At 42.8% G+C, this 22,961-nt stretch carries 23 protein-coding genes; 15 read left to right on the top strand and 8 right to left on the bottom strand.

The features are described 5' to 3' along the window. Positions 1-42: 42 nt before the first annotated feature. The 3 genes from OCK74_RS24895 to OCK74_RS24905 all read left to right on the top strand — a co-directional run bounded on the left by OCK74_RS24895 (position 43) and on the right by OCK74_RS24905 (position 3,525). Complete coding sequence (locus OCK74_RS24895) at positions 43-1,521, top strand: SusD/RagB family nutrient-binding outer membrane lipoprotein (protein WP_279299823.1); 1,479 nt, start codon at positions 43-45, stop codon at positions 1,519-1,521. 90 nt (positions 1,522-1,611) lie between these two features. Then, complete coding sequence (locus OCK74_RS24900) at positions 1,612-2,238, top strand: immunoglobulin-like domain-containing protein (RefSeq protein ID WP_279299824.1); 627 nt, start codon at positions 1,612-1,614, stop codon at positions 2,236-2,238. A gap of 510 nt (positions 2,239-2,748) precedes the next feature. After that, entirely contained in the window at positions 2,749-3,525 is a 777-nt protein-coding gene (locus tag OCK74_RS24905) for a glycoside hydrolase family 25 protein (protein WP_279299825.1), read from the top strand. A gap of 260 nt (positions 3,526-3,785) precedes the next feature. On the opposite strand, the gene OCK74_RS24910 is transcribed toward OCK74_RS24905, so the two are convergent. Then, entirely contained in the window at positions 3,786-4,208 is a 423-nt protein-coding gene (locus OCK74_RS24910) for a YybH family protein (protein ID WP_279299826.1), read from the bottom strand. Between the two features lie 153 nt (positions 4,209-4,361). On the opposite strand from OCK74_RS24910, the gene OCK74_RS24915 reads away from it, so the two are divergent. After that, complete coding sequence (locus tag OCK74_RS24915; protein ID WP_279299827.1) at positions 4,362-4,970, top strand: SCO family protein; 609 nt, start codon at positions 4,362-4,364, stop codon at positions 4,968-4,970. A 74-nt stretch (positions 4,971-5,044) separates the two neighbouring features. Then, positions 5,045-5,482: a Fur family transcriptional regulator gene (locus OCK74_RS24920; RefSeq protein ID WP_279299828.1), complete on the top strand. Its 438-nt coding sequence runs from the start codon at positions 5,045-5,047 to the stop codon at positions 5,480-5,482. Between the two features lie 37 nt (positions 5,483-5,519). Here the strand turns inward: OCK74_RS24920 and OCK74_RS24925 are convergent, their stop codons facing one another. Next, positions 5,520-7,253: a M3 family oligoendopeptidase gene (locus tag OCK74_RS24925; RefSeq protein WP_279299829.1), complete on the bottom strand. Its 1,734-nt coding sequence runs from the start codon at positions 7,251-7,253 to the stop codon at positions 5,520-5,522. Between the two features lie 30 nt (positions 7,254-7,283). Continuing rightward, positions 7,284-7,730 carry a DUF5606 family protein gene (locus tag OCK74_RS24930; protein WP_279299830.1) on the bottom strand — a complete coding sequence of 149 codons (447 nt, stop codon included), beginning with the start codon at positions 7,728-7,730 and terminating at the stop codon, positions 7,284-7,286. Positions 7,731-8,005: 275 nt separating this feature from the next. Between OCK74_RS24930 and OCK74_RS24935 the strand changes: the two genes are divergently transcribed. The 5 genes from OCK74_RS24935 (at position 8,006) to OCK74_RS24955 (ending at position 13,659) form a co-directional block, all read left to right on the top strand. Further along, positions 8,006-9,007 (top strand): vWA domain-containing protein, encoded by a 1,002-nt coding sequence (locus OCK74_RS24935; protein ID WP_279299831.1) that lies wholly within the window; start codon positions 8,006-8,008, stop codon positions 9,005-9,007. Further along, positions 9,004-9,588 (top strand): tetratricopeptide repeat protein, encoded by a 585-nt coding sequence (locus OCK74_RS24940; RefSeq protein ID WP_279299832.1) that lies wholly within the window; start codon positions 9,004-9,006, stop codon positions 9,586-9,588. The genes OCK74_RS24935 and OCK74_RS24940 overlap by 4 nt, the downstream gene beginning before the upstream one ends. A 158-nt stretch (positions 9,589-9,746) precedes the next feature. Next, positions 9,747-11,819 carry a (E)-4-hydroxy-3-methylbut-2-enyl-diphosphate synthase gene (gene ispG / locus OCK74_RS24945; RefSeq protein WP_279299833.1) on the top strand — a complete coding sequence of 691 codons (2,073 nt, stop codon included), beginning with the start codon at positions 9,747-9,749 and terminating at the stop codon, positions 11,817-11,819. A 75-nt stretch (positions 11,820-11,894) separates the two neighbouring features. Then, entirely contained in the window at positions 11,895-12,674 is a 780-nt protein-coding gene (locus OCK74_RS24950; protein ID WP_279299834.1) for a hypothetical protein, read from the top strand. Positions 12,675-12,702: 28 nt separating this feature from the next. Then, entirely contained in the window at positions 12,703-13,659 is a 957-nt protein-coding gene (locus OCK74_RS24955; protein ID WP_279299835.1) for an NAD-dependent epimerase/dehydratase family protein, read from the top strand. Between the two features lie 57 nt (positions 13,660-13,716). Here the strand turns inward: OCK74_RS24955 and OCK74_RS24960 are convergent, their stop codons facing one another. Then, complete coding sequence (locus tag OCK74_RS24960; protein ID WP_279299836.1) at positions 13,717-14,520, bottom strand: TIGR00266 family protein; 804 nt, start codon at positions 14,518-14,520, stop codon at positions 13,717-13,719. Between the two features lie 115 nt (positions 14,521-14,635). On the opposite strand from OCK74_RS24960, the gene OCK74_RS24965 reads away from it, so the two are divergent. Further along, a complete protein-coding gene (locus OCK74_RS24965) occupies positions 14,636-16,996 on the top strand; it encodes a hypothetical protein (protein ID WP_279299837.1) in 2,361 nt (786 codons plus the stop codon). A gap of 83 nt (positions 16,997-17,079) precedes the next feature. On the opposite strand, the gene OCK74_RS24970 is transcribed toward OCK74_RS24965, so the two are convergent. The 3 genes from OCK74_RS24970 to OCK74_RS24980 are packed head-to-tail and all read right to left on the bottom strand — an operon-like array spanning position 17,080 to position 18,877. Next, a complete protein-coding gene (locus OCK74_RS24970) occupies positions 17,080-17,325 on the bottom strand; it encodes a glycine zipper domain-containing protein (RefSeq protein WP_279299838.1) in 246 nt (81 codons plus the stop codon). 20 nt (positions 17,326-17,345) lie between these two features. Next, positions 17,346-18,272: a hypothetical protein gene (locus OCK74_RS24975; RefSeq protein WP_279299839.1), complete on the bottom strand. Its 927-nt coding sequence runs from the start codon at positions 18,270-18,272 to the stop codon at positions 17,346-17,348. 2 nt (positions 18,273-18,274) lie between these two features. Then, positions 18,275-18,877: an HD domain-containing protein gene (locus tag OCK74_RS24980; RefSeq protein WP_279299840.1), complete on the bottom strand. Its 603-nt coding sequence runs from the start codon at positions 18,875-18,877 to the stop codon at positions 18,275-18,277. Positions 18,878-19,361: 484 nt separating this feature from the next. Between OCK74_RS24980 and rplM the strand changes: the two genes are divergently transcribed. The 4 genes from rplM to tsf all read left to right on the top strand — a co-directional run bounded on the left by rplM (position 19,362) and on the right by tsf (position 22,306). After that, positions 19,362-19,808: a 50S ribosomal protein L13 gene (gene rplM / locus OCK74_RS24985; RefSeq protein ID WP_279299841.1), complete on the top strand. Its 447-nt coding sequence runs from the start codon at positions 19,362-19,364 to the stop codon at positions 19,806-19,808. A gap of 21 nt (positions 19,809-19,829) precedes the next feature. Beyond that, positions 19,830-20,219: a 30S ribosomal protein S9 gene (gene rpsI, locus OCK74_RS24990; protein ID WP_279299842.1), complete on the top strand. Its 390-nt coding sequence runs from the start codon at positions 19,830-19,832 to the stop codon at positions 20,217-20,219. A gap of 106 nt (positions 20,220-20,325) precedes the next feature. After that, positions 20,326-21,270, top strand: coding sequence for a 30S ribosomal protein S2 (gene rpsB / locus OCK74_RS24995; protein ID WP_279299843.1), 945 nt, complete (start codon positions 20,326-20,328; stop codon positions 21,268-21,270). Between the two features lie 193 nt (positions 21,271-21,463). Further along, positions 21,464-22,306, top strand: coding sequence for a translation elongation factor Ts (gene tsf / locus OCK74_RS25000; RefSeq protein ID WP_279299844.1), 843 nt, complete (start codon positions 21,464-21,466; stop codon positions 22,304-22,306). A 95-nt stretch (positions 22,307-22,401) separates the two neighbouring features. Here the strand turns inward: tsf and OCK74_RS25005 are convergent, their stop codons facing one another. Continuing rightward, positions 22,402-22,938 carry a hypothetical protein gene (locus OCK74_RS25005; RefSeq protein WP_279299845.1) on the bottom strand — a complete coding sequence of 179 codons (537 nt, stop codon included), beginning with the start codon at positions 22,936-22,938 and terminating at the stop codon, positions 22,402-22,404. Positions 22,939-22,961: the final 23 nt, after the last annotated feature.

Genomic DNA, 22,961 nt, shown 5'->3' on the forward strand with positions numbered 1-22,961 from the left:
GTGACGAATAAAAAAGCTTTCATTATTGACAAAACAAAAATCATGAATAAATATATTTTTCATATTGTTTTCCTGGGCGTGATGACGGTAGGGTTAATGTCCTGCGAAAAGGATTTTTTGGATGTCAACACGGACCCTAATAATCCTACAGAATCGTCTGTTGACTTAATACTCCCGACTGCCGAGGGTTATACAGCCTACATTATGGGCAATCCATATCAAATCCTGGGGGGACTGTGGTCGCAATACTGGACACAAGGTCCAACCGGAAGCCAGTATAAAAATTTTGACCAATACACGATCACTTCCAGCGACTTCGACCGGCAATGGCTTCAATTGTATTCAGGTCCACTGAATGATTCTAAATATCTAATCGATGAAGGAACACGACTCAACCGGAAAAACTATGCGGCCATTGGCAAAATTCTACAGGCATATATTTATCAATACCTGACCGACCTACATGGCGACATACCCTTCTCGGAGGCCTTGGACCCCAATAACCCATCACCTAAATACGATACCCAGGAGCAAGTATACAACGGGCTAGTGAAATTAATAGAAGACGGTGTAGCCCTTATAGATGAAGCTTCCGACGATCATCCGGGTGAAGATGATTTTCTTTTTGGCGGAGACATGACATTGTGGAAAAAGTTCGCCAACACATTGAAACTCCGTGTTTACTTAAGACAGGCATATGTAAGGCCGGATGTAGCCCAAGCAGGCATCAATGCGCTGTATACTTCCGGTGCCCAGTTTTTGGAAGCCGGTGAAGATGCGGAAATGGCATTTACAGACGAAATTTTTAACCAGAATCCATTGTTTGCCACTTACCAGGCATTAACAGAAGACAACCTAGTGGCCAGCGAAACAACATTGAATTATTTCACTCTCACACATGACCCCCGCGTGGATGTGTTTTATCAACAAGCTACGCTGCCTCCAAATGCAGGGCATCATGCTGGTATCGAGCAGGGCAATGGCACTAACCTTATCAACCAAAATGCCAATAGCTACTCCAAGCCTGGTCCTGAAATTGGCGGACCCAATGGCGGTGAAGCAGCTCCCGTTGTATTTATGAGTGCTGCTGAAAGCTACTTTTTGCAGGCCGAAGCAGCAGCAAGAGGCTGGGGCACGGGTAATGCACAGCTATTGTACAACCAGGCCATACTTTCTTCCTTCCTGCGCTGGGGCTTTACAATTGCCCAGGCCAATGCTTTCATCAGCCAGTCTTCTGTAGCCTTCCCAAATGCAGGATCAAAAGAAGAAAAAATAAAGGCCATCATCACTCAAAAATGGTCTAGCATGTCTGGTACTCAAAACCTTGAAGCCTGGACAGAATGGCGAAGGACCGGATATCCGAACTTTTTTGAGATATCAGTTTCTTCCAACATCGGCAATAAATTCCCTACCCGGATATTATATCCCGATTCTGAAGTTACCCGTAACGCTAATACGCCGGCACAAAAAACGGTTTCAGACAAGGTATGGTGGGATGTGAATACAACAGGGCAGAACTAATGGATCAGTGATGAGTGACCAGTGATGAGTTACCATTCCTAATACATCACTATTCACTCCATCTTATCATTCATTTATTATTTCTCATTTATGAAAAATATAAAAGTAATCATAACAGCACTGTGCATTTCGATGCTTTTTTCCTGCGAAAAAGAAACCACGGACAATGTGTCAAAGGTGTTTAGTGTGCCATATATCAACATCAAAAATGGAGATGTGATCAGCATACCTGTTGGTACCAGTTATACAGATGCAGGTGCTGAATATACTGGAGAAGAAGGGACCACTACTCCTATTCAGGCTGCTTCCAACACAGTGAATACTACTAAACCAGGGTTGTATTTAGTCACTTATTCTCAAACCAGTACCAGTGGAGCTTATGAAACAGTTGCTACACGCTATGTTGCCGTAACTTCTGTAAACGATCCGGTAGACTACAGCGGCACCTACCTCCGGCAAGCAACAAATGAGAATGCGTTTGTCACTAAAGTAGGCAATGGCATGTACAGTGTGCAAAATCCAGGTGGGGCTGCAGTCGGCAGAGGAATTGTTATTTATTACGTAGAAACTGCACTCCATGTATTTGAAGCACCTCCACAACCTACGGTAGATGGACCCTTCGCAGCCGAGGATATTTCGTTCACAGCCACAGGTGCATCATGGAGGGTAGACAACGAGCATTATGGCACGGCGCTGAGGTTTTTTGTAAAGCAATAATTCGATTTATAATTTTTCAATGGAAGCAAGCATGATCATTAGATAAATATCTTGCTTTTTCCACCTTTTTTATAAATTTTTCAAAAAAAACTACAAATCACTAAACAACGAAAACTTCTTGATTCTCAACCATTTAAAAAATATTCATGTATAAAAGACACATTTACAAAAGCAAAAAAAATGTAAAAAGGGAAATAAAATCCATGCTTTTAGAGACATAAATCCTATTTTCGATGAAGCGAATTAATTCTTTCAAATATATTCTCATGTGTACTTCGAACTAAAAGTACCAAAGCGAAGGCGGTTTCTACTGCCTTTTTTTATTATATATTATAAATAAATTATGCACGGGCCTGAACAACCGTAGTTTTTCCACCTTTTATCCACAACAAAACTGTCCCCATGATTATTGTAAACCTTTCCAACCAGCAGGGTAATCACAACTATAAATATTCCAAAAATCCATAGTTTAATCCTGAAAATCAGTGGTTTTGCATTTTACTTTGCAGCATGCCTTCCAAAAAGAAGAAATCTTACCGCTTTGTAAAACTGTTTATTTTTTTAATGGCGATGGTGGCAATTGGAGCCATTGGTTATATAGGAGTTATTTGGTGGCAAAGCCGCAAACTAGAATTTGTACGCTATGAAGAATTCGGCATACCCATGCCCGCTAAATATTCCATCCACGGAATAGATGTTTCGCGCTACCAGCAAATTATTTCCTGGGAAAGCGTAAAGGATATGCAAGTGGAAAACATCAAACTAAGTTTTGCCTTTATCAAAGCCACAGAAGGCAGTGGTAATGTAGATCCCTTTTTCAAACGCAACTGGAAAAAGGCCAAAAATGCAGGCATTACACGTGGAGCCTATCATTTCTTCATTTGCTCGAAAGATGGTAAAAAACAGGCACAGAACTTTATCAAACGGGTGACCCTTGAAACAGGTGACCTCCCTCCAGTGCTGGATGTGGAGAAAACCCACGGTGTGCCTGATGAGGATATCCGAAAACGGGTGAAAGACTGGCTGTTGACCATGGAGGAATATTATGGTACAAAGCCTATTATTTACACCAATGTATATTTTTATGAGCGTTACCTGGAAGGACATTTTGATGATTATCCTTTATGGGTAGCGCACTATCTGGAAGCCCATCAACCAAGAATCAGGCGTGACTGGACCTTTTGGCAACATAGTGAGCAGGGACGTGTGAATGGGATCAGAGCCAAGGTTGACTTTAATGTTTTTAATGGCGATTCAGTCACTTTCCAATCATATTTATTACCTTAATAGTTCATTTCTTTTTATGTCATTTTTTGACCCAGAGGTAACGAGATATTTTAAAAAGATCATTAACTCTTTCAGTTATGGATTTTTGTGGCTGCTCGCCATTGCGTATTCAGGTATCTACTTTCAGCTGGCCATTGTCAACGGTGGGTTACACTGGTATAACATCCTCTTTTACATTTGCGTGGCTCTAAGCCTGCTGATCCTCCTTCGGTATTATTACAGATTGTGGAAATAAGTTTAGCCCCAATCCGAGGTTCCGATTATGAACTATGATCGGCAACAATCTTCCATTCGCCTTTGATTTTGCGGATCAGCAGCGTGTAATACCCACTAAATTCACCTACACTTTTTTCCAGCATCCATTTACCCACAACAAAATAGGATTGAGGAGATAAAGCTTTTATTTCAATCAGGTCGAATGAGAGCTTACCCATTGCGTCCACATCGGGATAGCTCTTTTTATAGTTCTCCAGGGTATTCGTCCATCCCCTGGTAACCCCGTTCTTACTGACAAATAACAGAGAATCATTTTGCCAGTAGGTTTCCATAAAAGCCTCCAGGTTGCCTTTATTCCAGGCTTCTGTTTGTTCCTGCAGTAATTTTTTAACAGGATTTTCTTCCTGTGCTAAAGCTGCACTATATAAACTTGCTAAGATTGCGGTAAGAAGAATTAATTTTTTCATCTTTTAAACGATTGGTTAAGAGGTTTTTAATGCTATCACATAAAATCTAATGCCGCTTCTTTCATAAAAAAACATTAAAAACCCAATTTACAGAAGGATTGTCATTTTAGAAGCCAGTTGAACTTAGGTAATTTCGTCCATTATTTTTCTCCCATGTCTAAAAAAACCCTTTTTTACGTTCTCTTTTTCTTCTTTTTAGTGATCGGCTTTTATGTAGTGATGTCCAATGCTGGCCCTGGATTTAAAGCAATCACCACTCCTCCTATTGGCACTGTTCAGCCTTTTGCCTTTCAAAACCAGGATGGAGCTACTGTTACAGAAAAAAACCTGGAAGGCAAGGTAGTAGCTGTTGAATACTTTTTTACAACCTGCAAGGGTATTTGTCCAAGGCTGAATAAAAACATGAAATCAGTTTATGAGGAATTTAAAGGAGAAAAAGATTTCCTGATCCTTTCACATACTTGCGACCCGGAAACGGATTCTTCAGCCAAGTTGAAGCATTATGCAGACTCCATGAAGGTTAATACGGCCCAGTGGATATTCCTGACCGGCCGCAAGGACAGCCTGTACAATATGGCCCGTCATAGCTATAAAATTGACGACCCCGCAAATAACCTGCAAAGTACAGAGGATGATTTTTTGCATACACAATTCATAGCTTTGGTGAACCGTAAAGGTGAAGTGGTAAAGATCTATGATGGCTTAAAACCGAGCGAAATGAAGCTAATGTCCAAGCAGATCAGGAAACTTTTGAAATCGTAAATGGTGAGTAGTGAATGGTCAATAGCCAATGGAGAATGGAAAGTGGGAATTTCAAAACTGAAAATACTATATGTATGACTCCAATAGAATCCAAATCATTAGAAAACCGGGCGGCTAATGTTTTGCGACGCAAGCACCTGAGTATTACTGAAAGCCGTAAAAAAATATTATCACTTTTCCTGGTGAATAATGATGCCCTGAATCATGGTGATATAGAAAAACGAACTGACGAAAAGTTTGACCGCGTCACGATATACCGTACACTGCAAACCTTTGTTGAAAAAGGCATTGTTCATACCATCCCGACAGCAGACAATGCCGTGCTTTATGCCTTGTGTAAAGACTGCACAGAGCACCACCACCATGACGACCACGTGCATTTTGTATGTACCAACTGCAACACTACCATTTGCCTAGATAATATTGTGACACCAGAAATAACACTTCCCGAAGGGTACCAGTCCGAAAGTGTCCAGGTAGTAATCAGGGGGAAGTGTAAGAATTGTTCCTAAAATAAAAAAGCTGGCTCTCTAAGCCAGCTTTTTTATTTTAGGACTTGGGATGCGTGAACTTCTCCATTTCCTCCTTCACGAAGATCATCAACTCACTAATATAATCCGGAGAGAAATTGAACTGCAAACCAGCGGCTTCATACAATTCAGGAAGCGTTCTGGTTCCACCAAGCTGCAGCGCGTTCAAATAGTTTTGAACTGCTTTTTCTTTGTTTTCCTTGAACTGCTTCCACAAGCCGATAGCGCCTAATTGTGCAATGCCATATTCAATGTAATAAAATGGAACTTCAAACAAGTGCAACTGTCTTTGCCAGCCATAACGACGGTAGTTCTCCAGTCCAGAAACATCCATCGCAATAGATGTAAACTCGTTCAGGATGCTGCGCCAATTTTCGGCCCTTTCTTCCAGGGTATGGTCAGGATGTTCGTATACCCAGTGCTGGAACTTATCGATGGTTGCAATCCATGGGAAGATAGTCAACACCCTTTCCATCTGGTGTTCCTTTGCGCGACGCAGGTCTTCTTCATCATCAAAGAATACATCCCAGTATTCCATACTAAAGAGTTCCATGGTCATGCTGGCCACTTCTGCGATCTCCATTGGATAATCTTTGAAAGCAGTCAGTGGCAGGTGGTGTGCCAGGAAAGAATGAATCGCATGGCCACCTTCATGTACCATAGTGGTTACATCATGCATCTGCCCTGCGGCATTCATGAAAATGAAAGGAGCACCGGTTTCCGGCAACGGACAATTGTAACCGCCAGGAGCTTTGCCTTTGCGGCTGTCCAGGTCGAGGCGGCCCATTTCTTTCATTTTGATCAGGCAATCTGCAAAGAATGGGTTCATCTGCCGGAAGCATTCAATGGTCTTAAAGGTCAGGTCTTCGCCATTCCGGAATGGCGTCAGCGGAAGAATACCTTCCGGCTCTGCATCAACGTCCCAGGGGCGTAAAGCATCCAGTCCCAGTTTCTGGCGCTTCCTGTCGTAAATATAATCAACCAGTGGCTGTACATGCGTTTTTACGGCATGGTGAAACTGGAAGCAATCTTCCTTCTTGTAATCAAACCGGCCAAGGTCAGCAAACTTGTAATCACGATAGTTTTCGAATCCGGCATTCAAAGCAACCTGGTGGCGCTTTTGCACGAGCGATGAAAACAGATCGTTCAGTTTGTCTTTATCCTGCAGTCTTCTTTCCTGGATCTTACGGTAAACCTCTTCGCGTAATTCCCTATGAGGACTTTCCAGGAATTTTGCGGCCTGCTGAAGGGTATATTCTTTCCCGTCTACTTCAACGGTCATTTTCCCGTTAATTACACCAAACTGCTGGGCCTGCACGGCAATTTCTGCCAATATGGGGATGTTCTCTTCCCTGAAAAGGTCTATGCTCTTTTTGACATTACGCAGGTAAGTAAAATATTCTTTCTGGTCCAACTCCTTTGTATAAGGGCTATCCACCAGTTTACGGTTCAATTTATCTGCATAAGGCCTGATCTTAGGATCGATCTCGAGAACAAAGTAATTAAAGGCTTCTTCCAGCTCTTTGTTCTCAGTATCGCATGTCATACGTATCTGCCGCCATGCAGCATCCTCGCCCACCACTGCTTCTAACTCGCTAAGATCCTGCAACCAGTCTTGCATTTCCTGCACAGAATTGATGGGCCTATCCAATAATTCTTTAAAATATGGTTCAAGGCTTTCCCAGTCAGTCACCTTAAAATCTTCTGGTAAAAACTTCCGGGGGATTTTGGTTATCGCTGCACTGTATTCCATAGCTAAGAGTTTTTTATAAAGAAACATCCATTAAGCTTTCTCATCAGCCGCCTCTAAAACGTCGGCAGACGATTGGCCCTCTTCACCTTCTTCAGCAACAAGCGTGAAGTCTACATTATTTTTCTGCAGTACTTCAAACCATTTTACCATTTTCTTCATATCGCTGGCGTATACTCTTTCAAAGTCCAGCTCAGGATATACTTTTTCAAAGTAGCCTTTTAAAAGCTTATTGTCTTTCACATTTGGCAAAGCCTCGGCACTTCCCTTCATAGCCTGGAATACTTCGGCAAGATTTACATTATCGCGAGTGGTATAAACTTCAATGCTTTCAAGATGTGACAAGTTGTGAACGCGTGAAGAAACGAATTTTGTGCTTCCTTCTTCCAGAGAACGTACAATAGCGCCATCACTTTTGCTGCTTAGGATTTCATATAATCCAGGCAAACCTGTAACTGCTACAATTCTTTTATACTCCATAATCGTTTAATTTTTGGGAGGTGCAAGATACAAAGGCTGATTTGAATGACAGAAACCATTTATTCTATTTTTACAAACGGTTCCTGAACTGCTTTAAAAGGCATTCATACAATAAACTTATGAACAAACTCAACATTAGCACAATACTTGCAGGGGAAAATGCGATTTTATAGTTTAGCAAGGGTTCTTAACCCAAATATTTTTGAACTTAGTAAATTTATTTAACGTTTATACCTGATTGATAGTAAACATTTAAACAAATAAAAACGCCCTACTTGAACATTCAATTTCAATATCCTGACCTTTTATGGCTACTGCTCGCTGTTCCGGTTTTCGGATTACTTTACTTCTTTAATTTATACAGGCGGAAAAAAGCGATCCAGCGTATTGGCAACCCCGCCCTGATAAAAGAATTATATAAAACCCACTCTTCAGCGAAAGCCGCCATTAAATTCGCCTTTTTTACAATTGCATTTGCCCTGGGCTGCATAGCCCTGGCCAATCCACGCAAACCGGAAGAAGGGCTTCAACAGGTGCGTAAAGGCATCGACATTATGGTTGCCCTGGATGTAAGCAACAGCATGCTGGCTGCCGATCTTCAACCCAACCGCCTGCAACAGGCAAAAGAAGTGATCGATCAACTGATCCAAAAATCCGGAGACGACCGCATCGGCCTGGTACTTTTTGCCGGCACGGCTTTCATTCAAATGCCACTGACATATGATCACAATGCGGCCCAATTATTTACCGCTGGCGCTTCTCCATCTGTTATCCGTTCACAGGGTACGGCCATTGGCGACGCACTTGAAAAGTGCGAAAATGCATTTGACCAGCAATCCGAACGCTTTAAAGCAATCGTCCTGATCTCTGACGGTGAAACCCATGATGAAAGTGCATTAAGGAAAGCAAAAAACCTTGCAGATAAAGGCATCATGATCAACACCATTGGTGTAGGTTCTCCTGCAGGAGCTACCATCCTGGACACCGCAACAAATACTGCTAAAAGAGACGCTTCAGGCAATATTATCGTTTCCAAATTGAACGAGGAGCTGTTACAGCAAATTGCAGATGTCACCAATGGCGCTTACATCCATTTGACCAATCCGTCTCAGACGGTCGGCCAGCTGACAGCCCAACTTTCGCAAATACAGAAAAAAGCTTTGGGCGATGCTACCCAGTTTATTTACAAGACCTATTATCTCTGGTTAGCGCTTCCGATGCTGCTATTGATGCTTGCTGAGATTTTTACTCCTGACAGAAAAAAGTTAGCCCTATGAAAAAGTGTTTGATCCTGGTCTGCTTTTTATTTCTCCTGGCTGAAGGCAGGGCACAATCTGTAGAACAAAGCCTAGCTAAAGGGAACCAATATTACAAAAATCAACAATACGATTTAGCAGAAATACAATACCGCAAAGCCCTGGAAGAGGTCCCCAACAATCTTACCGCCAAGTACAATCTCGCCAATTCTCTTTACCGTCAAAGAAAAAATGACGAAGCATTGGATATCTTAAAGAACATCCACGAAGAAGGCAGCAATAAAAACCTGCAATCTTCTATATTCTACAATACTGGTGTCATTTACACACGCCAGAAGAGCCTGGAAGCCAGCATTGAAGCGTACAAAAGCGCCCTACGGCTCAACCCGGACGATAAAGAGGCCAGGGAAAACCTTCAAAAAGCTTTACTGGAACTAAAGAAGGAACAACAAAACCGCCAGAACCAGCAACAACAAAACAAAATGAGTCAGAATGAAGCCCAGCGCAGGCTGCAGCAGTTGCAACAGAAGGAAAAGGATATCCAACAGCGCCTTCAAAATCAAAACAAACAAGGTGGCGGCTCCATGCCTAAAGATTGGTAACCCCCGCACTCTTCCCGTTATGATGGGACAGGCATTAGAAGGGGTGTTATTCATACCACAGATCGTTAAAGAATCGACCAATATTCAAAAAAGAGCCATTACTAACTTACTTTTGCGGCTTCAAAAGTCTCCGCATCTGGCGGATTTGGGGGTATAACATGCAGTCTTATTGCGAAAATCTTACACAGTATAAACGTTTAGCAACTAAGGAAGTTTCCGTTGGCGGCCTGCTTCTGGGTAACTTCCATCCTATTCGTGTGCAAACAATGACCACTACTGATACGATGGATACCATAGCAACAGTGGAGCAATCGATCCGTTGTATAGAAGCAGGTGCCGAACTAGTCAGAATTACCGCGCCTTCCAAAAAAGAAGCAGAGAACCTGCTCCAAATCAAAAATGAGCTGCACCGGCGAGGCTATAAGACGCCCCTGGTAGCTGATATCCATTTTACACCCAATGCCGCAGAAATCGCAGCCCGCATTGTAGAAAAGGTGCGCATCAACCCTGGCAACTATGTAGACAAAAAGAAGTTTGAAACAATTGAATACACGGATGCCGAATACATAGAGGAAATAGAACGCATTCGCGACCGCTTTATCCCACTGCTCAATATTTGTAAAGAGTATGGCACTGCCATGCGCATAGGCACCAACCACGGGTCGCTCAGCGACCGTATCATGAGCCGCTATGGTGATACTCCTATGGGTATGGTGGAAAGCGCCATGGAATTCCTGCGCATAGCAAGAGCAGAAAGCTATCACAATATTGTCCTAAGCATGAAGGCCAGCAACCCCCAAGTGATGGTACAGGCCTACCGCCTGTTGGTCAAGACCATGTTCGAAGAGTTCAATGAATGCTACCCCCTTCACTTAGGCGTTACAGAAGCCGGAGACGGTGAGGATGGCCGTATTAAGAGCGCTATAGGAATCGGCACTTTACTTGAAGATGGTCTAGGTGATACAATCCGCGTTTCTCTTACCGAAGATCCGGAATTGGAGATCCCGGTGTGCAGGGATATTATAAAGAGATACCCGCAGGCCAGCGCACACCCCAGTCCGCCAGAGGCGGAGAGCATCAGCGCGCAAGGGCTTAATAGTTATTCCATACGAGAGGACTCGGGGGTGAGTGTGAGTAGTGCCGCACGCCGTGCTACTTTCCCAATAGGTAATATTGGTGGCACACAGGTTCCAGTTGTAATAGCAGACCTCAGCAAACTAGAAAATATTACTCCAAAGGACCTGCAAGGTATTGGCTATACCTATCATGAGGAGACCGACAAATGGACCATTTCTGACATGGCCGCTGACTATATATTCACAGGCCACCAATTGTTGAACTTTTCCCTTCCCGGAACACTCAAAGTAATTGCATACCCGGCGACCTGGGTAGAGGCTGCAGATAAAACAAAGTACTTTCCTATTTTCTCTGCCAAGGGCTTTAACGAAGCAGGGTTGGTCAGTGATACCATGAACTTTGTGATGATCGACTGCTTTAGTGATGAAACCTCGATCAATGACTTTACAGATCTTGAACATTTCAGTTCTTCAGGAAAAGGAGCACAGGACAAGGTAGTTCTTTGCCTGAGCAGCACCCGTCAAAATGCAATGCAATCAGTGCGGCAGATGTTTGAAGAACTGGAAAAGCGCAATATAAAAAACCCGGCCATCCTCATCGTTGACAGCAATTGGCAAACAGCAGATGAACACCTGATTCATTTTGCCACGGAAGCCGGCGCCCTGTTGCTGGATGGCTATGGTGATGGTGTTTGCTTTGGCATGTCTGCGGAGGCTTACAAGCAGTTTAATGAAGATAAAGTTGGCCTGTCAGGCAGGCGCTACACAGGGCAAGGACAAGAAAAGGCCGAACAGTTCATCAACAACACCGCCTTCAGCATCTTGCAGGCAACCCGTACAAGAATCTCAAAAACAGAATATATCAGCTGCCCAAGCTGCGGCAGAACCCTGTTTGATCTGCAGGAAACGACAGCAAAGATCCGCTCTGTGACCAATCACCTAAAAGGCCTGAAGATCGCCATCATGGGCTGTATCGTAAACGGTCCCGGCGAAATGGCAGATGCCGATTTTGGTTATGTGGGCAGTGGCCCGGGAAAAATCACACTCTACAAAGGCAAAGAAGTAGTAAAGCGTAATGTTGCCAGTGAAGTAGCCGTAGAAGAGCTCATCAACCTGTTGAAAGACAATGATGCCTGGGTAGAACCTCAATTGTAGTCGCTACCTTTGAACTAAAAAAAGAGTGATGCTCATCACTCTTTTTTTCATTATCTTACCTATCATTTTCACTTTATGAAAAGGCCCTTACTCATATTGCTTGCCGCCTCCGTTCTCTTTTTCCTGGCCGGCTGCTTCGACACTACAGAAGAAATTACTATTGACAAGAATGGCGGCGGTGTCTACCAAATCAATGCCGACTTCAAGGGACTCTTTGAGTTGCTTGACGCTATGAAAGCTTTCGACACCTCAGCGAACTCTTCTTTGCAAAACCTGCCTTCAAACATCGATACGACCATCAACCTGCGCTCCTTTACCGATACGGCATCTAGCCTTACTGCTGAAGAAAAAACCTTACTGCGCAATGCAACGCTCAATATGGTCATGAACGAAAAGGACAAAGTCTTTAAGGTATTGATGAAGTATCCCTACAAAGACATCAATGACGTACAAAAGATCATCAAGCTAAGTCAATCAGGGAACAACTTTCTTGGTAAGGCATTGCAAGGAAAAGAGTCTCCTCTCACTGATATGCAGATGAACCAGGATATGGGCATGCCTCAATTGAACAATTTCTACGATGTTACCATCAAGAAAGGATTCCTTGAAAAGAAGGTTAATGCTGACAAACTCAAAGAGTTCGAGGAAAACGAGCAATTTGCACAGATGAAACAAGCCCTGGAAATGATGTCAGAGGCCACAATGAATACTGTCATCCACCTGCCAAAGCCAGTTAAAAAGGCCGAAGGGGCTAATATAAAACTATCAGACGACAAAAAAACCGTTACCATTAACGCATCTTTATCCGATCTTTTCAACGATCCAAACGCCTTTGCTTACCACGTTGAATATTGATCGTTTACAAAATAAAACCATACCGCTTATGCAAACCATTTTAGGGGCCAAAGGTGCTATCGGCACCGGCCTTGCTAAAGAACTTACCTCTTATGCCAATAAAATTCGCCTCGTTAGCCGGAGGCCAAAGAAAGTAAACGACAATGATTTTCTGTTCGCTGCAGACCTGACAAAGCCAGAAGAGGCAGACGAAGCCATTGCTGGATCTGAAATCGTCTACCTTGCTATTGGCACTGATTACAATACAAAGGTCTGGCAACAGGTATGGCCATTGATTATGCGTAATGTAATTGATGCCTGTAAAAAGCACAACGCCAAACTTGTTTTCTTCGACAACATGTATATGTATGACCCGGACTATTTAAACAATATGACGGAAGATACTCCCATCCGTCCTGTAAGCAAGAAAGGGGTTGTACGGGCAGAAATTGCGCAAATGCTGCTCAATGAAGTGAAGACCGGGGCTCTAACTGCCATGATCGTTCGGTCTGCTGATTTCATTGGCGTGCAAAACAGTGCACTGACCGAAACTGTGGTCAAGAACTTATTAAAGAGGAAAAAAGCAATCTGGTTTGCCAATGTCAACAAATTACACAGCTACACATTCATTCCTGATGCAGCAAGAGGAACAGCCATATTAGGCAACACACCCGATGCCTATAACCAGGTTTGGCACCTGCCAACCATCAATGAGCCATTAACCGGCAAACAATGGATAGAACTGTTTGCAAAAGAGGCAGGAGTAAAACCCAGGTACCAGGTACTTTCCAAAAACATGATGGGCATTCTGGGTCTCTTCGTTCCAGTCTTGAAAGAATTGAAGGAAATGGTTTACCAATATGAACTGGACTACGTATTCGACAGCAGTAAGTTTGAAGAACGCTTTCAATATAAACCAGTATCACCACAGGAAGCAGTGGCCTATGTTGTCAGAGAACTGAAGAAAGAGAAGGCCGAGGCTAAAAAGAAGATCACTGATTATTGATCATTTATAATAAATGATCAATAATCAGTGATGGGTAATCAGTAATGAATGATTTTCCTACCAGCCATCACCGTCAAGCACGTTGCCGATGCCGCCTAAGATGCCTCCTTCTTCTTTACGCGTAGTTGTACCGTATTGTAATATCCGGGAAGCTAAACGACTTACCGGAAGCGTTTGGATCCACACGCGACCTGGTCCCCGAAGTGTAGCAAAGAACAAGCCCTCGCCACCGAAAATGGTGTTTTTAATGCCGCCTACGAATTGAATATCATAGTCGATTGAAGGAGTGAAAGCGACAAGGCAGCCTGTATCTACTTTCAGCATCTCACCAGACTGAAGGTCCTTTTCAACGATATGCCCACCCGCATGTACAAAAGCCAATCCATCACCTTCGAGCTTTTGCATGATAAAGCCTTCCCCGCCAAACAAGCCAGTACCTAATCTTCTTTGGAATTCAATACCTACACTAACACCTTTGGCTGCACATAAGAACGCATCTTTCTGGCAAATCATCCTGCCACCAAGGCGCATCAAATCCAGAGGAATTACCTTGCCCGGATAAGGAGAAGCGAAGGAAACTCTTCTTTTGCCGTGGCTGATATTTGTAAATGCGGTCATGAATAAGCTTTCACCAGTCAGAAGGCGTTTTCCGGCACCCAATAGTTTGCCCAGAATGCCTCTTTGTTGCTGGCTGCCATCACCAAAAATGGTTTCCATCTGAATACCGTCATCCATCATCATAAAGGCACCACTTTCAGCTATTGCAGTTTCGTTGGGATCCAGTTCAATCTCCACGCACTGCATTTCCTCACCTAAAATCTTATAGTCTATTTCATGAGATCTCTGGTAATATGTTTCCATACGTGATTTTTTGCCTAAGGTAAAGAGTTTGAACGGATTAACTAAAGGGAGTGTAACTTTATATCAGATCCTCCCTTTAAATGCTTTTAGTCCCCACCGACAAAAATCTTCAAAGATGGAAGCAGGTATCTATACAACAAGACCTGAATTCAGAAGCCGTCTTTCTTTTATGCCCCTCATCAGGACATGGCAGCAAATTGCAGCAACTGAAAAAGGGACTCCGGCAAAGATTTGCAACCATCTTGTCAGAAAGTTCATGCAGCATCCAGAATTGACTGAAGTTATAGATGACTATACTATTCTTGAACAACACAGTCAGCTCATTGAAGAAGCTATGGCAACATTTTTCCCCTCTTCACTGAGCCTGATGCATCAACTCAATGCTGTTGCAGTTCCTTTTTCCCACCAGATTATCCATGCATCTCATTTATTCAGAACTTCCTTTATGGACGAGAGTGGCAATTATATGCAACCTCTTGACCTGCAAGTGGAAGATAATCTCGCCATTGCAAAAGAACAACTCGCCTATAAGCTAATCTTAAAGACCTTCTACCATATTGATCTAGCCGGCGGTGATGCCTTTATTTGTGCTTATCCGGATCCGGCACAAGACATCCATAATTATTTTGAACTAACATGGAATGCACAGTTTATTGATGTAACCACTACTCTCAGATTACCTTCCTTACCCAAAGATTTCACATTAAAGTGTCATAGTGTAAACGAGCTAGATCATTTTCCGGAGGTCAAAACAATACTGCCTATCGATGAATTCATTTTTGATGGTCTTATTGTCATTCACATCAAAGAAGTTACAGAACGAGAAACCATCAATAAGATCAAAGACATTCTACAAAATGAGAATGCGCTTGAGGATGCGGATCTTTATTCCTCCTTCAAAACTCAACTTACCTATCTCATTCACCGGGAAGAAGCAAATGTTGGCTTTATCGTTTTTAACGACAGGCCTTATTTCAGGCTGCTTCGTTACACCAGCGTCTTGCTAAGAAATGCCAACGACAATGAAAAAGAGAACCTTTTCAAAACTTTACAAAGAGAGCTCCAAAGCTTTCCACACTTTACATGGAACGACAGTATCCATACGGATAGTCTTCCAGGCAGGATATTAAAAAAAGAAGGCTATAAGAATGTTTTAATATCAGCATTGTATCACAATAATAAAGTAACAGGATGCCTTGAAATATGCACTAAAACAGAGACATCCTTTAACAGCCTGGATATAGCAAAAGTTGAGCAGGTAACAGGACTGCTACAGAATGCGTTAAAGAGGTATAGCCAATATCTCCAAAATGAAGTAAACCGGCTGGTGAAAGAACATTTTACTGATGTACAATCGGCTGTAGAATGGAAGTTCAATGAAACAGTGCTTGATTACCTTGAAAAGTTAAGGCAGGGTGAGCATGCGGAAATGCAACCCATAATATTTGACCATGTATACCCACTTTATGGATCTATAGACATCCGCAATTCTTCAAGCGAGCGCAACCATGCGGTGCAGCAGGATATGAGCCAACAACTTCATTGGATCAGGAACATTTTACTCATGGCACAGGAAGCAAAACACCTTCCATTCCTGGACGAAGTCATCATGCGCATTGATGACTACTCCGCATCTATCAGCAACTTTTTATTTGCTGCCGATGAACAGGCTATCCATGACTTTTTGAGATCAGAGGCTATGGATCTGCTGCAATCGATTCAAGAAACGTCGCCAGAAGTAGATCAACAGGTGGATGTATACTTCAAAGCTTTGGACCCCTCATCCTTAAGATTAAATATGCGCCAAAAGCAGTTTGAGGAAAGTGTTAAAGCCATCAATAACCATATTACCAACTTTTTGCAAAGAGAGCAATTGGAGGCTCAACAGGCTTACCCGCATTACTTTGAAAGGTTTGTCACCGATGGGGTTGAGATGAATATTTATATAGGGCAAAGCATTGCACCAAGCAAAAAGTTCAACAAGATCTATCTTAAAAACATGCAACTGTGGCTAGTCAACTTTTTAGCTCAGGCCGGACAACAAATAGGCCAGTTATCGCCTAAGTTGGCTGTACCACTTGAAACTACACAATTGATCCTGGTGTATCATGAACCGATACGTGTTCAATTCAGAACAGAAGAACGAAAGTTTGATGTAGAAGGCATGTATAATGTACGTTATGAGGTTGTGAAGAAGCGCATTGATAAAGCATTGGTAAAGGACACCAACCAGCGCCTTACCCAGCCAGGCACAATAGCCATAGTGTATTCGCACAGTAAAGATGCAAAGGCGTTTATGCAGCACATACAGTTTTTACAGAAGCAGCAAATACTTGAAGGTGAAGTGGAGCACCTGGAACTGGAAGAAATGCAAGGTGTGAGCGGCCTCAAGGCCCTACGTGTGCACATTCGCCTGCAGACAGAAGAAACGGGAAATGTAAAACGAGATACATCAAATCTAATAGGAGAGCAATAATTATTAATTAAATGTCGGAAGTCGTCTCATGCGAAACTTAATAATCTTTAATCAATAATCACCCCATTGCGTGTAATATAAGTTCATTTGTCCTTCCGTGCTTCTTCCTCCATGTTTTTGCCAATAAAGTAACCTAACAGGCTTCCTGCCAAAGCGCCGATAATCATAGCTGCATAACCAGATTCTGAAGCGAATGCTCCGATGAGCAACCCGAAAACACCAATCAATAAAGCCCAGATAATTCTTCCTTTGATAGCCTGGCGCGCAGGGATAGAAGTGGATGGTTTTTGATACTGATGATGTACGTGGCGTTTTTTACTTTGTGGCATGGTGGTTATATTTAAAGTTATTAATAGACCGGGTAATAAACTCTTGTGACCCACTTTGCTGTATCCTGTTCTTTACTTCGGTCCGTAACCAATAACATAAATGGTATGGCCGGCGAGGCCAGCTGATGGTCTTCCAAATAATTACCCAATTGCACCATGGCTTCCTGTGCGGTTACAGCTCCGCCGCGTACTTCAGTTTCCAAAATATTTCCTTGTATCATTCTTTTCAGAAAGATATCACCACTTCCTCTTAGTTCCCTGCTGGTTGGGATAGCAACCATACTTTCAAAACGGCTGGAGTCCAATTGTTGTACATGCAGCATAGGGTAATTAATCTCTGTTGCACTTTGTGATGCAATGTATGCTTTCAATTGAGAAATATACTGATAAATATCATTAGTTTGAGGATAAGCATTAGTAATAAACTTGGTCGCAATCAGCGTTGTATCTTTCTGTTTGGTCAACTTTACATTGAAGCCATACAGGTTTTCATCTTTTTCAATGTACTCTTTAAGACTCTGCAGGATATCAGCCATTTGCCCCTGGATTTGTTTTGCATCCAGGTAAGTTCGAATTTTTTCCCAAGGACCGCCTTGTACTACTGCTTTCCATTCAAAGATGGTATAATCAATACCCAGAGGAATAAATGAAAGGGTACTGAGGATTTTCTTGTCTCCACTATTTACCTGAATCAAAAGCGATTGAAAGAATCTTTGCTGAAGCTGATAAGTGATCTGTTTCAAAGCAAAGGGCGCTTGTGCCTTAATACTTGGTCTTTCCTGGGGCCACCACTTGCTCCAATTGTTTTGATCAGCCACGTTGCGATAGGCGCTGTTGGCATTGACTTTAAAAGAAATCCTTTGCTGAACAGATATTTCCGTAGGAAGGAGGATGTAGATAACTACCAATACAAGGACTATCAATGAGGCCGCGATCCATTTCTTCATATTTAAACTTCTTTCTGTTTTTCTATAATGAACGTAATCAAATCTTCTACCGGGTAATTTATCCGGCTAATGGCGTCCTGTATATCCTCGCGGCTCACCTGGGCTGCAAAAGAAGGCGTTTTCAACTTCTTCAGCACACTTTTGACATCCATTTCTTCATACCTGTTGGGACGGATCAGAGCTGCGGCATGGATAAAGCCTGATAATTCATCAAAAGCATAGATCATTTTATCCATTTTTGATTGCGGCTCTACTCCAAAATGCCTCGGGCCATGAGAGGCTATGCAATGGATGATCTCCGGGTCTATATTTCTTCTTTCCAATTCTTCAATAATAACCCGGCAATGATCGTCCGGATATTTTTCCCAATCGGCATCGTGCAGCAAACCGGCCAGCCACCATTTATGGGCAGTGCTCTCATCCAACTCTTCCTTTTCCAAAGCCCAGGATTTCATCAGGGCAGCCACTTGCTTCATGTGGAGGCGCAGGCGATCGTTTTCTACCCATTGGTATAAAAGCTGCAAAGCTTCTTCGGCAGAAAGAACCTTACCAGTATTTGCCGGGTTTCCGAAGGAGGTGCGATTGAGTGGTTGTATTGTTTCCATCAATGTGTTTGAATTCTTAAATTAACGGATCAACAGGGATGAGCAGCAATTTACTAAAGATGTTGTGTGAAAAATGGGTTTCTAGGCTCAAGTACGGCTAAAGTACGGCTAAGGTACGGCTCAAGTACGGCTCAGGTATGGATTAAGGGTCAAGAGTTATGGGAGAAGGGGGGCAAAATGGTTATGTTGGTTGGGGGAAGGTGGTGAGTTTTTGAGGTTCAAATGAAACAAAAGGAGGCTTTTTAGTTAAGCATTTCAAAATACCGTCAAAATATTTATTGATAATCAATCTATTGTAAATACGTCCTAAAAAAATACCCTGTATTTTCTTTGTTCACGCTGAATAATTCTCCTACTTTTGCGCCTCCAAAATCATCTTTGGACAGATTGTCATGGGCTGATAGAGGAAAGCAGTAAGCGGGATGGCGCAACTGTTTTAGATTTTTTAACCCGCTATTGGGATCAATAGCAAAAAGTTTTTTTCATGAGCAAATTGCATTTTACAACAAAGCATGCGAATGCGGCTACCGTTCAGCGCAACTGGTATGTTGTGGATGGTACCAATCAAACCGTGGGTCGTATGTGTGCCCGTATTGCGGCTATTCTGCGCGGCAAAAACAAGGCATACTACACTCCTCACGTTGACTGTGGCGATTATGTAATCGTTACCAACGTTGAAAAAGTAAAGTTCACTGGTAACAAGTTGGAAGAAAAAGTTTACGACCGTTTTACCGGATATCCTGGTGGCCGTAAAGAAGAGATCGCAAAAGACCTGCTGAAACGCAGACCAGAAGTGATCATCGAGAGAGCTGTTAAAGGTATGCTTCCTAAGAACCGCCTTGGCCGCAAAATGTACAAGAAGTTGTATGTATATGCTGGCGACCAGCATCCTCACACTGCACAACAACCTAAAGAACTGAAATTCAAATAATTAAATTCCAAATTTTAATAAATGGAAAAGCAAAAAAATGGTGTTGGTCGTCGTAAAGAAGCCGTAACAAGGGTATTCCTTTCTAAAGGCTCTGGCAACATCACTGTAAACGATAAAGATTATAAAGTATACTTTCCTCTGGTTTATTTGCAAAACCAAGTTGAGAGACCTTTAAAGACAATTGAAGCTATTGATAAATTCGATGTTAAGATCAACGCTGCCGGTGGTGGTTTGAAAGGTCAGGCTGAAGCTGCCATGCTGGGTATTGCCCGTGCATTGGTTGAAGTGAACGCTGAGCTTCGTCCAACTTTGAAAGCTGCAGGTTTACTGCGTCGTGACCCACGTTCTGTTGAGCGTAAGAAATTCGGTCATAAGAAAGCTCGTCGTAGCTTCCAGTTCTCTAAACGTTAATTATTCATTATTGATTATTGGTTACTTAAAGCTTTTCAGGCAGCCAGCAATCATTAGTCAATAATAAGTAATCAATAATAAAATAATCATTAATCAAATAATCACAATGGAACAAAATACTTCACTTCAACAACAACTCCTGGATGCAGGTGTACACTTCGGCCACCTGAAGAAGAAGTGGAATCCAAAGATGTTGCCTTACATTTTCGCTGAAAAGAAAGGTATTCACATCATTGATTTAAATAAAACTACTGAGTGCATGCAGGAAACTGCAGCTGCTTTAAAGCAAATTGCACGCAGCGGTAAAAAGATCCTGTTTGTTGGCACTAAAAAACAAGCAAAAGATATCGTTACCGAATGTGCTCAGCGCGTAAACATGCCTTATGTTACCGAGCGTTGGCTGGGTGGTATGTTGACCAACTTCAACACTGTTCGTAAGAGCGTGAAGAAGATGCAAAGCATTGAGAAAATGCTGGGTGATGGTTCTTTCGACAACGTAACTAAGAAAGAGCGTCTGACATTGAGCCGTGACAAAGAAAAGATGGAAAAAGTATTGGGCGGTATTGCTCAACTGGGACGTGTTCCTGCTGCTTTGTTCATCGTAGACATTGGCCATGAGCACATTGCTTTGGCTGAAGCTAAACGCCTGGGTATTACTACTTTCGGCGTAGTTGATACCAACTGCGATCCTAACAAAGTTGACTTTGCTATTCCTGCAAACGACGATGCTACTAAATCTATCGCTATCGTAACTCAATACATCACTGCAGCTATTGCAGAAGGTTTGGCTGAGCGTCAAGCTGCTAAAGATGAAGAGGGTGATGAACAAAGTGATGATGAAAAAGAAAAGAAAGCAGCACGCCTTGAAGCAGAAGCTCAAGCTGAAGGTGGTCGCGGTGGCCGTGGTGGTCGCGGTGGCCAAGGTGCTGGCCGTGGACCTGGCGGAAACCGTGGTGGTGGTGGCCAAGGTCAAGGTGGCGGTCGTGGCCGTAGCGGCGGTGCCAACCGTGGTGGTGGCCAAGGCGGAGCACGCAGACCTGCTGGAAGATAATAAGACCCAATCACACCCCCGCCCTTAAAGGGGAGGCTAAGGTTGGACACTCTTTTTGATCAGAAATAGTTCTTTTCAAGAGCTTTTCATATAATTAGTGGTGGGTTGTAAGTAGTGAGGAATACTCACGGCTCACAATTCACCACTAACATTTTATACAATACATTTTTAATCTACACTTAAATTTTTGATCATGTCAACTGTACAAATTACAGCTCAGGATATAAACAAGCTGCGCCAAGCTACTGGTGCAGGTATGATGGATTGCCGCAAAGCTTTGACTGAAACAGGCGGTGATTTTGAAGCTGCTATCGACTGGTTGCGTAAGCAAGGCCAGAAAGTAGCTGCAAAACGTAGCGACCGTGAAGCTAAAGAAGGCGTTGTTATTGCCAAAACAACTGCAGATAACAAAACCGGTTTTATCGTTACCATCAGCTGCGAAACTGACTTCGTTTCCAAGAATGCAGACTTCGTTGCTTTTGCACAAAGCATTGCAGATGCAGCTGTTGCCAACAATGTAAAGAGTGCAGAAGAACTGAACGAAGTAAGCGTAAACGGTTCTAAAGTATCTGACCTTATCAATGATAAACTGGCTGCTATCGGTGAGAAAATCGCTGTAAGCCGTTTTGAAAGAGTTGAGGCTCCTTATGTAGCTTCTTACATTCACGGTGCTTACCGCATGGGTGTATTAGTAGCCTTCAATAAGGAAGTACCAGCTGAAGTTGGTAAAGACGTAGCGATGCAAATTGCTGCTATGAACCCAGTTGCTGTTGATGCGGCTTCTGTACCAGCTGATATCGTTGCCCGCGAGAGAGATATCGTAGTTGAGCAAATGAAGCAGGATCCTAAAATGGCTGGCAAACCAGAAGAAATGATCTCTAAAATTGCTGAAGGCAAGCTGAATGCATTCTTCAAAGAAAGCACTTTGACTGCCCAAGCGTTTGTAAAGGACAGCAGCAAATCAGTAGGTGACTACCTGAAGAGCATTGCCCCTGAGTTGAAAGTAACTGAATTTAAGCGTGTTGCTTTGGGATAATTCGAATTAAGAATGATTCGAATGTCGAATACGAATTGAAGGCCCCGCAGAGATGCGGGGCTTTTTTATGCACTTTTGTTGAAGTTTATAGGGCATTAAAATTTGCCAGCGAATGAACCATTGTTGATCGTCCATTTTCCAGCTGTTGTAGAAAAAGTACCTTCTATTTCAGAAGCTGTTAATCTGGTAATGGTAATTGTGCCTGAAGTAGATTGTCCCCACTCACTGAAAACAGAGATATAAGCATTTTTTTCAAGCCTTACATGCCCCAAGGGCAATCCTGAAATGGAAGACAGATTAATGGAGATATTTCCACTTGCTGTACTGGCAGTACTCCGGACGGCTAGGTCAAAGTAGATGACGCGTGTTCCGTCGTCTTCACCGATTTGCAATTTGATGTCGCGCAATCCTGAAGATGTTTGAGAGGTGGCAAATGTTGTAGCAGTATTTCTTACATTAAATGAATTGCTTTTACCAAAGTCCGTATTTGTTTTAAAACTGGCTCCAGCTTTACCTGGGCTCAATGAGGCTGAACTGACAGGAGGGGGAGCATTATCATCTTTCTTACAAGAACTAAAAAGAGCAGAAACGGAGATCACAGCCATTATTGCTGCGGAGGCAATTGGTTTCATTTCAATGCAATTTACATTTATGA

Origin of the sequence: Paraflavisolibacter caeni (assembly GCF_025628885.1) — a bacterium.
Taxonomy (GTDB): Bacteria; Bacteroidota; Bacteroidia; order Chitinophagales; family Chitinophagaceae; genus Flavisolibacter; species Flavisolibacter caeni.

Excerpts from the sequence above, each read along its gene's own strand:
- OCK74_RS24895 (WP_279299823.1), top strand. The coding sequence starts at position 43 with ATGAATAAATATATTTTTCATATTGTTTTCCTGGGCGTGATGACGGTA.
- OCK74_RS24900 (WP_279299824.1), top strand. The coding sequence starts at position 1,612 with ATGAAAAATATAAAAGTAATCATAACAGCACTGTGCATTTCGATGCTT.
- OCK74_RS24905 (WP_279299825.1), top strand. The coding sequence starts at position 2,749 with ATGCCTTCCAAAAAGAAGAAATCTTACCGCTTTGTAAAACTGTTTATT.
- OCK74_RS24910 (WP_279299826.1), bottom strand. The coding sequence starts at position 4,208 with ATGAAAAAATTAATTCTTCTTACCGCAATCTTAGCAAGTTTATATAGT.
- OCK74_RS24915 (WP_279299827.1), top strand. The coding sequence starts at position 4,362 with ATGTCTAAAAAAACCCTTTTTTACGTTCTCTTTTTCTTCTTTTTAGTG.
- OCK74_RS24920 (WP_279299828.1), top strand. The coding sequence starts at position 5,045 with ATGACTCCAATAGAATCCAAATCATTAGAAAACCGGGCGGCTAATGTT.
- OCK74_RS24925 (WP_279299829.1), bottom strand. The coding sequence starts at position 7,253 with ATGGAATACAGTGCAGCGATAACCAAAATCCCCCGGAAGTTTTTACCA.
- OCK74_RS24930 (WP_279299830.1), bottom strand. The coding sequence starts at position 7,730 with ATGGAGTATAAAAGAATTGTAGCAGTTACAGGTTTGCCTGGATTATAT.
- OCK74_RS24940 (WP_279299832.1), top strand. The coding sequence starts at position 9,004 with ATGAAAAAGTGTTTGATCCTGGTCTGCTTTTTATTTCTCCTGGCTGAA.
- ispG (WP_279299833.1), top strand. The coding sequence starts at position 9,747 with ATGCAGTCTTATTGCGAAAATCTTACACAGTATAAACGTTTAGCAACT.
- OCK74_RS24950 (WP_279299834.1), top strand. The coding sequence starts at position 11,895 with ATGAAAAGGCCCTTACTCATATTGCTTGCCGCCTCCGTTCTCTTTTTC.
- OCK74_RS24955 (WP_279299835.1), top strand. The coding sequence starts at position 12,703 with ATGCAAACCATTTTAGGGGCCAAAGGTGCTATCGGCACCGGCCTTGCT.
- OCK74_RS24960 (WP_279299836.1), bottom strand. The coding sequence starts at position 14,520 with ATGGAAACATATTACCAGAGATCTCATGAAATAGACTATAAGATTTTA.
- OCK74_RS24965 (WP_279299837.1), top strand. The coding sequence starts at position 14,636 with ATGGAAGCAGGTATCTATACAACAAGACCTGAATTCAGAAGCCGTCTT.
- OCK74_RS24970 (WP_279299838.1), bottom strand. The coding sequence starts at position 17,325 with ATGCCACAAAGTAAAAAACGCCACGTACATCATCAGTATCAAAAACCA.
- OCK74_RS24975 (WP_279299839.1), bottom strand. The coding sequence starts at position 18,272 with ATGAAGAAATGGATCGCGGCCTCATTGATAGTCCTTGTATTGGTAGTT.
- OCK74_RS24980 (WP_279299840.1), bottom strand. The coding sequence starts at position 18,877 with ATGGAAACAATACAACCACTCAATCGCACCTCCTTCGGAAACCCGGCA.
- rplM (WP_279299841.1), top strand. The coding sequence starts at position 19,362 with ATGAGCAAATTGCATTTTACAACAAAGCATGCGAATGCGGCTACCGTT.
- rpsI (WP_279299842.1), top strand. The coding sequence starts at position 19,830 with ATGGAAAAGCAAAAAAATGGTGTTGGTCGTCGTAAAGAAGCCGTAACA.
- rpsB (WP_279299843.1), top strand. The coding sequence starts at position 20,326 with ATGGAACAAAATACTTCACTTCAACAACAACTCCTGGATGCAGGTGTA.
- tsf (WP_279299844.1), top strand. The coding sequence starts at position 21,464 with ATGTCAACTGTACAAATTACAGCTCAGGATATAAACAAGCTGCGCCAA.
- OCK74_RS25005 (WP_279299845.1), bottom strand. The coding sequence starts at position 22,938 with ATGAAACCAATTGCCTCCGCAGCAATAATGGCTGTGATCTCCGTTTCT.